We start from the raw sequence: 11,861 nt of genomic DNA on the forward strand, positions 1-11,861 counted from the left end.
CCGAACCGCCGGACGAGCCGTCGACCGAACCATCGAACGAGCCGTCGGCCGGCCCGGCAAGCCTGTCGGTCGGTTCGGCGAGGTCGGCGTCACCGCCGACGTCCTGTGGTTCCGCCGCCACGGTCGGCCGGGTGAGTTCGGCACCGCCGCCGACGCGCTGCTGTGCCGCCGCCGAGGCCGGCCCGTCGGGGCCCGGCTGCCCGGGGATCGCCGGGGCGGTCACTCGGACCCCGTTCCCGCCGGCAGCACGCTGGCCGCCGCACCGTACCGGCGGAAGCGCCCGCGTCGGCGCCGGACCAGGTCCCCGGCGGGCACGTCGAGCAGCGGTGCCAGGTTCTCCAGCAGCGCCCGGCGGAGCAGCCGGGCAGCACCGGCAGGATCCCGGTGCGCGCCCTCGGGCGGCTCGGCGACGATCTCGTCGGCGACCCCGAGCCGCAGCAGGTCGGGTGCGGTGAGCCGGAGCGCGTCGGCGGCCCGGGGCACGGCGGCCCGGTCGTGCCAGAGGATCGCGGCACAGCCCTCGGGGCTGATCACCGAGTACACCGCGTTACGCAGCATCAGTACCCGGTCGGCCACGGCCAGCGCGAGCGCTCCGCCACTGCCGCCCTCGCCGATGATCACCGCGACGACCGGGGTGGGCAGTCCGGTCATCGCCAGGATGCTCTCGGCGATCGCAGCCGCCTGGCCCTGCTGCTCCGCCTCCACCCCCGGGTGCGCGCCAGGGGTGTCGACCAGGGTGACCACCGGCAGGCCCAACCCGGCGGCCAGCCGCATGACCCGCATCGCCTTGCGGTAGCCGGCCGGGCTGGCCATGCCGAAGTTCCGGGCCCGCAGCTCGCTGGGCTGGTGTCCCTTCTGGTGCCCAACCACGGCAACGTACCGGTCACCGAGCCGGGCCAGTCCGGCGACGATCGCCGCGCAGTCGACGCCGAGCCGGTCACCGTGCAGCTCCACGAACCCGTCGAAGGCGGTGGCCAGGTAGTCCAGCGTGGTCGGCCGCCCGGCGTGCCGGGCGGACCGGACTATCCGCCAGGCGTCGCTCCCGTCCCGGGGGTCGGCGCCACCGGTTCGCGCCCGCGCCGCCGGGCTCGGCACGCCATCCACCACCCCGCCCGACGAACCGGGAAGCACTCCGCCCGACGGCCCGGAAAGCACTCCAGCCGACGGACCGGGAAGCACTCCGCCCGACAGCTCGGGAAGCACCCCGCCCGACGAAGCGGGAAGCACTCCGGCCGGCAGATCGGGGGGCGCTCCGGCCGGTAGATCGGAGGGCGCTCCGGAGACCCGGCCGAGCCCCGTCCCGGACAGCCGGTCGGGAGCCGGTGCCGTTTCGGCCGGGTGGTCCAAAACCGGCACCGTCGGGGCCGGACGGCCGGGAGCCGGGGCGGCGGCGGCCAACAACCACCGCAGCCTGGCACGCAGGCCGTGCCGCTCCACCACCATGTCGACCTGACCGTGCCGGAGCAGGAAGTCGGTGGTCTGGAAGTCGGCCGGAAGCGTCTGCCGGATGGTCTCCAGGATCACCCGGGGACCGGCGAACCCCAGCCGGGACCCGGTCTCGGCCAACACGATGTCGGTGCAGGTCGCGAACGAGGCGGCCACGCCGCCGTAGGTGGGGTCGGTGACCAGGCTGACGGTCAGCAGCCCTGCCTCGCGCAGCGCGGCGATCGCCTGGCTGATGGTGGCCATCTGCATCAGCGCCAGCACGCCCTCCTGCATCCGGGCCCCGCCGGACGCGGTGACCAGGAGCAGCGGCAGGCGGTCGGCGAGGGCGTGTTCGGCGGCCCGGGTGATCAGTTCGCCGGTGACCGAGCCGAGGCTGCCGCCGAGGAACCGGAAGTCCATCACGGCCAACGCCAGGGGGTACCCGCCGAGCGTCGCCGTACCGCAGAGCACCGCCTCGGTCAGGCCGGTCTCCGCGCGGGCGGCGGCAAGCCGCTGCGGGTACGGCATCGAGTCGACGAACCCGATCGGGTCGACCTGGGTCGCCGGGTTCGGCAACGGCCGGAACGAGTCCCGGTCGACGAGTTGGGAGATCCGCTCCGGCGCATCCAACCGGCGGTGGTCACCACACTCGGGACAGACGTCCAGGTTGCGCCGCAGCCGCTTGCGGTAGAGCAGCGCCGGGCAGGAGCGGCAGCGGATCCACGGCTGCTGGTCGAGGTCGGCGTAGCCGCTCCGGCGCGCGATGGTGCCGGTCGGGGTACGCCGGCTCATCGCTGGGCCCCGGCGAGAGTGGTCGGCGCGTCCCACCGGTAGAAGCACCGGGCCATGGCGTCCGACGGCACCCGCCAGTTCGCCAGGTACGGCGTGATGTGCGGGGCGAGGCGCTCGCTGACCCGGACGAACTCCGGGTGCCGGCGCGCGTTCTCCACGGCGGCGGAACCCGGGCTCTCGGTCTCGATCAGGTGGACGTACAGGTCGTGCAGCCGGTAGAGGGATCGGTGCCGTACGCCCACCAGCCGGGGCAGGTCGGTCCGGTCCGACTCGGCGAAGATCTGCGCCACCCGCCCCTCGGCGTCCGGTACGACCTTCGCGACGATCAGTGAGCGATCCATGGCGCAGCCTCCCTGGGCGATTCCCGCGCTCCGGATGGGTGACACCGGCACCGGGCCGCGACAGGGGCCTCTCCCCGGTCGATCCCCGACCCCCCGGTTGGTTCCCCGGTCGATCGTCGATCTCCCCCGGTTGATCCCCCGACTGCGACCTCGTCCGGACGACTGGTGACCACCCTGCCGACGGGGTGTCAACGGAATGTCACCCGATCGCGTACCGCAGCCACCCGACACGGTGACGCTCCGGTGACGGCAACCGGGCAGAATGCCGGATCGCGACGCTCCGGACACGCCCGGGATGACGCCGCGACTATCGGACTCGGAGAGCTAATGCCCAGCTCAGAGCATCTCTGCGCCGGCCCGTGGGGTACGTCGGATTGCCGACCAGCCGATTGACTGAGCGTGACGGCGATTGATAACCTTCGTCACAGTTTGCGGTGCCGGTCGGCCTACCGGGCGGCGCTCGGAGCGGCATCGGCATACCGGAGAGCTGGACGGGGCGGTCCGGGTGAAGCGGACTTCGGGACACGGGTTCCGGGTGCAGGAGGGTGGGCCGTGACTCCTGAGGAGAGCGCGCCGCACGACGGGGCGCGCCGGGCGCCCGCCCACCCGCCAGAGCGGCAGCCCGGCCGGACGATCCAGTTGTTCCTGCTGGACGGCTTCAGCCTGTTGCACGACGGGGTGCCGGTGGTCGTACCACGCGGGCTGCAACGGATCATCGCGCTGGTCGGGCTGCGCCCGGGCGCGACCCGGGCACACCTGGCCGGTCTGCTGTGGCCGGACACCCCGGAGGAGCGGGCGATGTCCTCGCTGCGTACGGCACTGTGGCGGCTGCGCCAGGACGGCAGTTGTCCGGTACTCACCAGCGGCGACACCGTCCGGCTCGACCCGGTTGTCCGGCTCGACATCGACGACCTCGTCCGGGCCGCCGAGCGGATCAGCGACGGCGACCCGCGCTGGGCGGCGAGGATCCGTGGCGCGGGACGGCACGACCTGCTCCCCGGCTGGTACGACGAATGGGTGCTGCCGGAACGGGAGCGGCTACGCCAACTGCGGCTGCACATGCTGGAGGACATCGCCCGCGGCCACCTGCGGACCGGGCAGCACGGTGAGGCGTTGCAGGCCGCCCTGGAGGCAGTCCGCGCCGAGCCGCTGCGCGAGACGCCGCACCGCCTGATCGTCGAGATCCACCTCGCCGAGGGCAACGCCTACGAGGCGCTGCAAGCCTTCTACGTCTACCGCGACCTGCTGCTCCGCGAACTGCAACTGGAGCCGTCCGAGACGATGTGCGCCCTGCTCAGCGACCTGCTCGCACCCATCTCCCGGCCGCCGGGAGTACGCCTGTCGGGTTCCCGGCCGCCGCCCGCACACGCCGAGCCGTACCCCGGCCGCCCGGCGCAGCCGGCGATGCCGGTACGGCGTTGAGGATCGCCGCCGAGGCCGGCGACGGCCGGCGACGCCGGAAGGTCCACAACGCTCGGACAACTCGGAGGTCCTGCCGGCGTCCCTGACGGCGGGAAACAGCACCCTGACGACGGCACCCTGACGACGGAGAACCCGGCGGCGGACACCTCGACTGCGCAGATCCTGGCGGCGGACACGTCGACGCCGGAGATCCTGGCGGCACTGCGGTCCCCGGATGTCGGGCGGTCCCGGATGTCGGGCTCGTTCCGGTCGGACGGACGGGCGGGCGCCGGGCGGAGCCGGGCGACAGGTGACCCGGCGGTGGGTGGCCCGGTGGTGGGTGACCGGGCGATGGCCGGGGCTGGCCCGGCGGTCTCCGCCCGAGGGGGTGCCGATCGGACGGACCTCCATCGTGGCGTCGGCGCCGTCACCGGCGCGTCACCGCAGGACGACGGTGGCGGCATCCGCCGGTGACGGCCGGTTGACGTCACCGGCGGCATGGTGATCGAGCCCGACCGGGCGGCCGGCCAGGTGGTCCGGTCCGCAGCCGGGTCCGGACGCCCGCCGGACCCGGAACCGGGCCCGGTCGCCCGGCCTGGGCGACCGGCCGGGTCGGCGCAGCCAGAGTCGGAGCGGCCCCGCCGCCGCAGCAGTCGCGGGGTCCTAGCAGCCAGTGGGAGACGAGATGAATCGTGTGCTGATCGTGGGCAGGATCGTCCCGGGCACCGTGGAGGAGATCGCGAAGATCTTCTCGGAGTCCGACAACACCGACCTGCACACCGTCACCGGTGTGCGGCACCGCTCGCTCTACCACCTCGACGATCTCTGCCTGCACCTGATGGAGACGGACGAGTCCGGGCCCGCCCGGCTGGAGCAGGCCAACCGGCATCCGCTCTTCGTCAGCGTCACCCAGCGGCTGGGCGAGTACATCTCGCCGTACTCGCCGACCTGGCGGTCGCCGCGCGACGCGATGGCCCGGTGCTTCTACCGGTGGGACGGCCCCGGGGCGACGGCGGCAACGCCGTCGGCGACCCCGGCCGGCAGCCCGAACTGACCCCGACCGAACCGTCCCAGGCGGTCAGCCTCTCGGTGCGCCCGGCTGAGATGCACTGCCGCGACCGAACCGTCCCGCGCCGCCGCGACCGCCACCGGTCCGAGGCGTACACCGACACCCGCCGAGCCGCCGACGACCGGCGCCGGCACGAGCCCGGGTACGGCGGAGCCCGGCTGGAACCGAGGTGCACCGCCTCGCCCCACCAGTCCGGGTACGCCGACCGGCGACGACCACGGAGGAGGTCCGATGCCCGCCAGACCGATACACGTGATCGTCATCGGCGCCGGTACCGGGGGCATGTGCCTGGCACACGGCCTGCGGCGGGCCGGCATCAGCGTCGCGGTCTACGAGCGGTACCGCAACCGGAGCGACGGCCTGCTCGGCTACCGGGTCGGGGTCAACCCGACCGGCTGCCGGGCGCTGCGGGAGTGCCTGCCACCGGACCTGTTCACCACGTTCCTCGCCACCACTGCCCGGGCGCCCGGATACTTCAACGTGCTCACCGGCCAACTGCACCGTACGGCGTCCTTCGCGCTGCGCCCCGACGCCGATCCGACCAGCATCGACCAGTCGGTGTCCCGGATGACCCTGCGTCAGGTGCTGCTGACCGGGATGGACGACGTGGTGCACTTCGGCAAGACGTTCACGCACTACGAGCAGCACGACGACCGGGTGACCGCGTACTTCTCGGACGGCACCTCGGCCACCGGGGACCTGCTGGTCGCCGCCGACGGTACGCACTCCGCCGTACGCCGGCAGTACCTGCCGCACGCGAAGGTCAGGGATGCCGGCAGCATCAACATCGCCAACAAGATCCCACTGACCGAGCAGACCAGGGCACTGCTCACCGAGGAGATGCACCGGGGCATCTCCCTGATCTTCGGTGCCGGCGGTGTGATGGGCGTGCTGCACGTGATGGAGTTCAAGTGGGACCAGTGTGGCTCGGTCAAGCCCGGAGTCGGGGTGACCGACGCCCGGCTGCTCGCGCAGTGGCCCGGACTGCTCTTCGACAACACCCGGGACTGCATCAACCTGATCGTCTGGAGCGCCGCCGACCGGTTTCCGCCGGACGTGATGCAGTTGCGCGGCGAACGCCTGGCCGAGGTCGCCCGGGACCTGACCCGGAACTGGCATCCGCACCTGCGCGAGTTGCTGCGGCGGGCGGACGTCAACAGCGTCATCCCGATCAAGGTCGCCACCTCGGTACCGGTCGAGCCCTGGCCGAGCAGCAACGTCACCCTGCTCGGCGACGCGATCCACACCATGACGCCGGGGCGCGGGGTGGGCGCCAACACCGCGCTGCGGGACGCCGCGCTGCTGCACCGGCAACTGGTCGCGGCGGCGGCCGGCGCCAAGCCGCTGCTCGGCGGCGTCGCGGACTACGAGAGCGAGATGATCCGGTACGGCTTCGCCCGGGTCGCCGACTCGCTGCGTACCAACGGCACCAACGGCGACGATCCGATCTACAAGCCCGTGATCGGCCGGCTCGCCATGCTGGCCGCACGCGGCTATTTCAGCGTGACCAGCCGGCTCCCGCCGCTGCGCCGCCGGTTCGTCGACGAGCTGTACAACTACCGGGGCGCGGAAACCTGACCTCCGGCCCGCCGCTGCCCACCCGACCATCCGGCCACCTGGCCACCCGGCCACCCGGCCACCAGGCCACCAGGCCACCAGGCCACCAGCAGACTTCGGCCACCAGCCACCAGCAGACTTCGGGCCACCCGGCCACCAGCCGCTCAGCAAACTGTTGACATCGGCAAAGAATTTGTTGAAATAGTCAGATGAGTTCGTCCCTGACCCCGCAGGCCACCGTGGTACGCGACTTCAACCGCTTCTACACCCGGATCATCGGCGCGCTCGACGAGGGACTGGTCCGTACGCCCTTCTCGCTCGCCGACGCCAGGGTGCTCTACGAACTGGCCCAGCGCCCCGCCACCGAGGTGCCGGCGCTCCGTCGTGAACTGGCGCTGGACCCCGGCTACCTGAGCCGGATCCTGTCCCGGTTCGCCGCCGACGGGCTGGTCGAGCGCAGCCAGTCGACGGTCGACGCGCGCCGGCAGGTGGTCACGCTCACCGAGGCCGGGCGGGCGGCCTACGACCTGCTGAACGAGCGGACCCAGGCCGAGATCGAGGCGCTGCTGGCCCGGCTGACCGAGACGGACCGGGGACGGCTGGTCGAGGCGATGCGGACGATCCGTGGAGTACTCGGCGAGCCGGTGCCGCCCCGGGCGTACCTGTTGCGGCCGGTCGGACCCGGCGACCTCGGCTGGGTGGTGCACCGGCACGGGGTCCGCTACGCCGAGGAGTACGGCTGGGACGTCACCTGCGAGGCACTGATCGCCCGGATCGTCGCCGAGTACGCCGACCAGCGCGACCCGCAGCGCGAGAATGCCTGGATCGCCGAGCTGGACGGCACTCCGGTCGGTTCCGTCTTCTGCGTCCGCCGGGACGACGAGGTGGCCCAGTTGCGGCTGCTGCTGGTCGAGCCGGCGGCCCGGGGCATGGGCATCGGCAGCCGGCTTGTCGACGAGTGCCTGCGGTTCGCCCGGCAGGCCGGCTACCGGGAAATCATGCTGTGGACCAACGACGTACTCGGCGAGGCCCGGCGGATCTACCAGAAGGCCGGCTTCGAGCTGCGCGACCAGGCCCCGCACCACAGTTTCGGCCACGACCTGGTGGAGCAGACCTGGTGGCGGCGACTGTGAGCCGTCGATCCGCTCAGCGGCGCGGCGTGACCGGCAGCGCGCCGAGTTCCTCGATCACCCCGGTCAGCCCCTCGGCGCCGTGCCCCTGGTCGATCCGCCGCCGCACGGCATCCCGCAGGTGCCGCAGGTGCGCGGTGGACAGACCCGCCGTCCCGCGCTGGCGCAGCAGTTCGTCCAGCACCGGCGCGTGCTCGGTCAGGTCGGCCGGACCCCGGGGGTAGCGGCGTTCGGCGACCTCGCGGGCGGTCTCGCCGGTCGCCCCGGTGACGTAGCCGAGCTGGCGGCCGGCGAGGCCGGCGAAGGCCGCCAGCTCGTCGGGACCGGTGGCGCCGACCAGCACCATCGCGTTCAGGTAGGCCAGTTGTGCCTCGTACCAGAGGCCGAGCAACGCGAGGTCGTAACGGCACGCCTGGCCGGGGTCCGGGCCGAGGTAGTGGGTGGTGCCGAGCTGTTCCAGGGTCGACCGGTAGGTGCCGAACGCCGCCGCCGAACCGCTGTGCAGCAGGGTGATGCCGGCACCGCCGAGCTGACCGGGACTGCCCTGGAGCACGCCGTCGAGGTAGTCGGCACCGGCCCGGCCGACCCGGTCCGCCGTCCGTTGTGCCGGCTCGGGCGCGCCGGTGGCGAGGTTGACGACGACCCGGCCGGGCAGCGCGTCGGTGACGGCGTCCAGCACCTGGTCGACCGCCGGATAGTCGGTGAGGCAGAGGAACACCAGGTCACCGGCGGCGACCGCCGCGTCCGGCGAGCCGGCGACCGCCGCGCCGGCCGCGCCGAGGGCCTGCGCCTTTCCGGGCGTACGGTTCCAGACCGTCACCCGGTGCCCCCGGTCGAGCAGCAGCCGGGCGAGTGCCGTGCCCAGTGCCCCGGTCCCGAGCACGCTGACGGAAACGTCCACCGTCGACCCACCTCCACACAAAGAAGCATTCCGGTCCGGCTCGTAACGTATCAGGTAACCTGGCAAGCGTGGAACCCGTACCCGTGCCGTCCCGGGGTGGCCGCCCCCGTGACCCGCAGATCGACCGCGCGGTGCTGGACGCCACGCTGGCCGTACTCGACGACGTCGGCTACGTCGCCCTGACGGTCGAGGAGGTCGCCCGCCGGGCCGGCACCACCAAACCGGCGATCTACCGGCGTTTCGCCAACCGCCCCCGCCTGGTGCTCGCCGCACTCGCCGTACGCCTCGGCACCGCCCGCGCCCCCGACACCGGCTGCACCCTGTGCGACCTGCACGAGGGCATCACCATCTTCGTCACGCTCTTCGACCGGATCCGGCCGGACGTGCTGGCACCGCTGCTGGCCGACTGCGCCTCGGTGACGGCGCTGCGCGAAACCTTCATGACGACGCTGTTCACGCCGCCGCGAGCCGCCGTCGCCGAGATGGTCGACCGGGCGACCGCCCGGGGCGACCTCCGCGCCGACGTCGACCGCGAGCTGGTGCTGGACATGCTCGGCGCGCTGGTGCACTACCGCGCCCTGTTCGGGCACGCCGCGACCGGCAGCGCCGACGTGGAACGGGCGGTGGAAGCCCTGCTGCGCGGCGTCGCCACCGACTATCCGGCGCTGGTCGCGCACAGCCGCCGGATGGCCGGCACCGCGCCGACCCACCCGTCCCACCCCTGACCGGCGCTTGCAGAACCAGCTCGGCCGGAGGCAACCCTCGTCGTCGTCCTGTTGTTCGGTGGAGAGTTCGAGCGGGCGCGCGGTCAGGTGAGTGCCGGTGTGCTGTCGCGGACGACCACCTCGCCCCGGATCCGGCGTAGCCGGGGGCGGACGGACCGGGGCTGCATGACGAGTTCCAGCGCGGCGGTGCCGACCTCCTCCAGCGGCAGCCGCACCGTGGTGAGCGACGGGGTGACGTCCCGGAGCGTGACGATGTCGTCGAAGCCGGCCACCGCCATCCCGCCGGGCAGCGGCACCCCGTGGTCCCGCAGCGCCGAGATGGCCCCGACCGCCATCACGTCGTTGACGGCGAAGACACAACTGACCCGCAGCTCCCGGTCCAGCAGGTCCCGCATGGTGGCGTAACCGCCGTCCCTGGTGAAGTCGCCGTACGCCACCTGCGTCCTGGGCAGGGCGATCCCGCCGTCGGCCAGTCCCGCCTGGAAGCCGGCGAGCCGGTCCCGGGCGGTGAGCAGGTGCCGGGGCCCGGCGAGTACGGCGAACCGGCGGTGTCCCAGCTCGACCAGCCTGCGGGCGAGCAGTCGCGCACCCTCCCGGTTCTCCAGCAGCACGGTGTCGATCGGCAGGACGTGCTGACTGATCAGCGCGACCCGGGCACCGGCCTGATCGAGGGCCCGCAACTCCACGCCGAGCCGCTCCCGCTGCTCCCGGTCGGCGGTACGGCTGCCGGCCAGGATGACCGCGCGGGGCCGCTGGCCGCGCAGGGTCACCAGGTATTCGAGTTCCCGCTCCGCCCGGCCGGTGGTGCTGTACATCATCACGATGCAGCGGTGCCGTTCGGCGGCGCGCATCACGCCGGCCGCGATGGAGGAGAAGAACGGGTCGGCGATGTCGTGCACCAGCAGTCCGACCACGTTGGTGCGGCCCCGGGCCATCGCCTGGGCCTGGGCGTTGGCGGAGTAGTTCAGCGCGGCGGCGGCGGCGAGCACCCGGTCCATCAGATCTGCCCGGACCCGGCGGCTGCCGTTGCCGTTGAGCACCCGCGACGCGGTGGCCACCGACACGCCGGCCTCGTGGGCCACGTCCATCAGGGTGATGGTTCCGGACGATCGCTTGGTCATGTGGCGGCCCCGAGAAGGTGGTCGACGGTGACGTCCCGGCCGGCGCCCCGCCCGGCATCCGCACCCTACCGTCGGGTCGGCCGGGGTCGGTCCACAGTGTCGACGCGGCGCTCCGGCCGGGTTTCCGTGGGACCTGACCGTCGCGCGAGGTGCCCGGTGCCTTGCTCCGACCGGCCGGGGTGGCTTAGCATCCAATTATTGTGTCGATCGATACAGAAATGAGGAGCGCCGTGGAACCACTGGCCGGCAAGGTCGCGTTGGTGACGGGAGGAAGCCGGGGCATCGGTGCGGCCATCGTGCGTACCCTGGCCCGGGACGGCGCCGACGTGGCCCTGACCTACCTGCGGGCGGAGCACCGGGCCGACCGGGTGGTCCGGGACGTCACCGCGCACGGCCGGCGCGGGCTGGCGATCGCCGCCGACAGCGCCGACCCGGACGCGGTGACCGCCGCCGTGGAACGCACCGCCGCCGAGTTCGGCCGGCTCGACATCCTGGTGAACAACGCGGGCGTGTTCCCGTACGGGTCGATCGAGGAGACCTCGGTCCGGGAACTCGACCACACCCTCGCGGTACACGTCCGGGGCGTCTACCTCACGATCCGGGCGGCGGTGCCGCACATGGCCGACGGCGGACGGGTGATCAGCATCGGAAGCTGTTTCGTCGAGCGGGTCCCGTACCCCGGTGTCGCGCTCTACGCGATGAGCAAGAGTGCGCTGGTCGGGTTGACCAGGGGCCTCGCCCGCGACCTCGGCGGCCGGGGCATCACCGTCAACGTGGTACATCCGGGCTCGACGGACACCGAGATGAACCCGGCCGACGGCGAGACCGCCGACACCGAGCGCGGCTACATCGCCCTCGGCCGGTACGCCGAGCCGGCCGAGATCGCCGCCACGGTGAGCCACCTCGCCGGGCCGGGCGGCCGGTACATCAGCGGCACCTCGATCACCGTCGACGGCGGCTTCGCGGCATGAGGGGGACGTCATGGCCTGGCTGATACTGATCCTCGCCGGCCTGCTGGAGGTCGTCTGGGCGCTGGCGCTCAAGCAGACCCACGGCTTCACCCGACTCGGGCCGACCGTGCTGGCCTGCTCGACCGCGCTGCTGAGTTTCGTGCTGCTCTCGCTCGCGCTGCGCAGCCTCCCGGTCGGCACCGCGTACGCGGTCTGGGTGGGTGTCGGAGCGGTCGGGGTGACCCTGGCCGGTATCGTCGCCCTCGGCGAGAGCCTCAGCCCGGCCCGGCTGGCCTTCGTGGCCCTGATCGCGATCGGCATCGTCGGGTTGAAGGCCGTCGACACCTGACGGCGCCCGACGCCAGGCCGGAGCCGACGCCAGGCGGGAGCCGACGCCAGGCGGGAGCCGACGCCAGGCGGGAGCCGACGCCAGGCGGGAGCCGACGCCA

Annotated in this window: 11 protein-coding genes; 7 read left to right on the forward strand and 4 right to left on the reverse strand. The window is 73.0% G+C overall.

The features are described 5' to 3' along the window. Positions 1 to 219: 219 nt before the first annotated feature. Positions 220 to 2,217, reverse strand: a complete 1,998-nt coding sequence (gene accD / locus Pen02_RS43100; protein ID WP_203869682.1) for an acetyl-CoA carboxylase, carboxyltransferase subunit beta — start codon at positions 2,215 to 2,217, stop codon at positions 220 to 222. Next, positions 2,214 to 2,558 carry a TcmI family type II polyketide cyclase gene (locus tag Pen02_RS30930; protein WP_203869683.1) on the reverse strand — a complete coding sequence of 115 codons (345 nt, stop codon included), beginning with the start codon at positions 2,556 to 2,558 and terminating at the stop codon, positions 2,214 to 2,216. The genes accD and Pen02_RS30930 overlap by 4 nt, the downstream gene beginning before the upstream one ends. Positions 2,559 to 3,191: 633 nt before the next feature. Between Pen02_RS30930 and Pen02_RS30935 the strand changes: the two genes are divergently transcribed. The 4 genes from Pen02_RS30935 (at position 3,192) to Pen02_RS30950 (ending at position 7,718) form a co-directional block, all read left to right on the forward strand. Then, positions 3,192 to 3,980 carry an AfsR/SARP family transcriptional regulator gene (locus Pen02_RS30935; RefSeq protein ID WP_239141581.1) on the forward strand — a complete coding sequence of 263 codons (789 nt, stop codon included), beginning with the start codon at positions 3,192 to 3,194 and terminating at the stop codon, positions 3,978 to 3,980. 664 nt (positions 3,981 to 4,644) lie between these two features. Then, entirely contained in the window at positions 4,645 to 5,013 is a 369-nt protein-coding gene (locus Pen02_RS30940) for a TcmI family type II polyketide cyclase (protein WP_203869685.1), read from the forward strand. 246 nt (positions 5,014 to 5,259) lie between these two features. Beyond that, positions 5,260 to 6,606 carry an FAD-dependent oxidoreductase gene (locus Pen02_RS30945; protein WP_203869686.1) on the forward strand — a complete coding sequence of 449 codons (1,347 nt, stop codon included), beginning with the start codon at positions 5,260 to 5,262 and terminating at the stop codon, positions 6,604 to 6,606. Positions 6,607 to 6,794: 188 nt separating this feature from the next. Continuing rightward, positions 6,795 to 7,718, forward strand: coding sequence for a bifunctional helix-turn-helix transcriptional regulator/GNAT family N-acetyltransferase (locus Pen02_RS30950; RefSeq protein ID WP_203869687.1), 924 nt, complete (start codon positions 6,795 to 6,797; stop codon positions 7,716 to 7,718). Between the two features lie 13 nt (positions 7,719 to 7,731). Here Pen02_RS30950 and Pen02_RS30955 read toward each other — a convergent pair whose 3' ends face one another. Continuing rightward, positions 7,732 to 8,616, reverse strand: coding sequence for an NAD(P)-dependent oxidoreductase (locus tag Pen02_RS30955; protein ID WP_203869688.1), 885 nt, complete (start codon positions 8,614 to 8,616; stop codon positions 7,732 to 7,734). A gap of 68 nt (positions 8,617 to 8,684) precedes the next feature. Here Pen02_RS30955 and Pen02_RS30960 point away from each other — a divergent pair, with 68 nt between their 5' ends. After that, positions 8,685 to 9,341: a TetR/AcrR family transcriptional regulator gene (locus Pen02_RS30960; RefSeq protein ID WP_203869689.1), complete on the forward strand. Its 657-nt coding sequence runs from the start codon at positions 8,685 to 8,687 to the stop codon at positions 9,339 to 9,341. 83 nt (positions 9,342 to 9,424) lie between these two features. Here Pen02_RS30960 and Pen02_RS30965 read toward each other — a convergent pair whose 3' ends face one another. Continuing rightward, positions 9,425 to 10,462, reverse strand: coding sequence for a LacI family DNA-binding transcriptional regulator (locus Pen02_RS30965; protein ID WP_203869690.1), 1,038 nt, complete (start codon positions 10,460 to 10,462; stop codon positions 9,425 to 9,427). A gap of 218 nt (positions 10,463 to 10,680) precedes the next feature. On the opposite strand from Pen02_RS30965, the gene Pen02_RS30970 reads away from it, so the two are divergent. Beyond that, a complete protein-coding gene (locus Pen02_RS30970) occupies positions 10,681 to 11,433 on the forward strand; it encodes an SDR family NAD(P)-dependent oxidoreductase (RefSeq protein WP_203869691.1) in 753 nt (250 codons plus the stop codon). A 10-nt stretch (positions 11,434 to 11,443) separates the two neighbouring features. Further along, positions 11,444 to 11,761 (forward strand): quaternary ammonium compound efflux SMR transporter SugE, encoded by a 318-nt coding sequence (gene sugE, locus Pen02_RS30975; RefSeq protein WP_203869692.1) that lies wholly within the window; start codon positions 11,444 to 11,446, stop codon positions 11,759 to 11,761. Positions 11,762 to 11,861 lie beyond the last annotated feature (100 nt).

The sequence above is a fragment of the Plantactinospora endophytica genome (assembly GCF_016862915.1).
Taxonomy (GTDB): domain Bacteria; phylum Actinomycetota; class Actinomycetes; order Mycobacteriales; family Micromonosporaceae; genus Plantactinospora; species Plantactinospora endophytica.

Bases quoted from the DNA above. Each gene is read 5' to 3' on its own strand.
- accD (WP_203869682.1), bottom strand. From the start codon at position 2,217: ATGAGCCGGCGTACCCCGACCGGCACCATCGCGCGCCGGAGCGGCTAC.
- Pen02_RS30930 (WP_203869683.1), bottom strand. From the start codon at position 2,558: ATGGATCGCTCACTGATCGTCGCGAAGGTCGTACCGGACGCCGAGGGG.
- Pen02_RS30940 (WP_203869685.1), top strand. From the start codon at position 4,645: ATGAATCGTGTGCTGATCGTGGGCAGGATCGTCCCGGGCACCGTGGAG.
- Pen02_RS30945 (WP_203869686.1), top strand. From the start codon at position 5,260: ATGCCCGCCAGACCGATACACGTGATCGTCATCGGCGCCGGTACCGGG.
- Pen02_RS30950 (WP_203869687.1), top strand. From the start codon at position 6,795: ATGAGTTCGTCCCTGACCCCGCAGGCCACCGTGGTACGCGACTTCAAC.
- Pen02_RS30965 (WP_203869690.1), bottom strand. From the start codon at position 10,462: ATGACCAAGCGATCGTCCGGAACCATCACCCTGATGGACGTGGCCCAC.
- Pen02_RS30970 (WP_203869691.1), top strand. From the start codon at position 10,681: ATGAGGAGCGCCGTGGAACCACTGGCCGGCAAGGTCGCGTTGGTGACG.
- sugE (WP_203869692.1), top strand. From the start codon at position 11,444: ATGGCCTGGCTGATACTGATCCTCGCCGGCCTGCTGGAGGTCGTCTGG.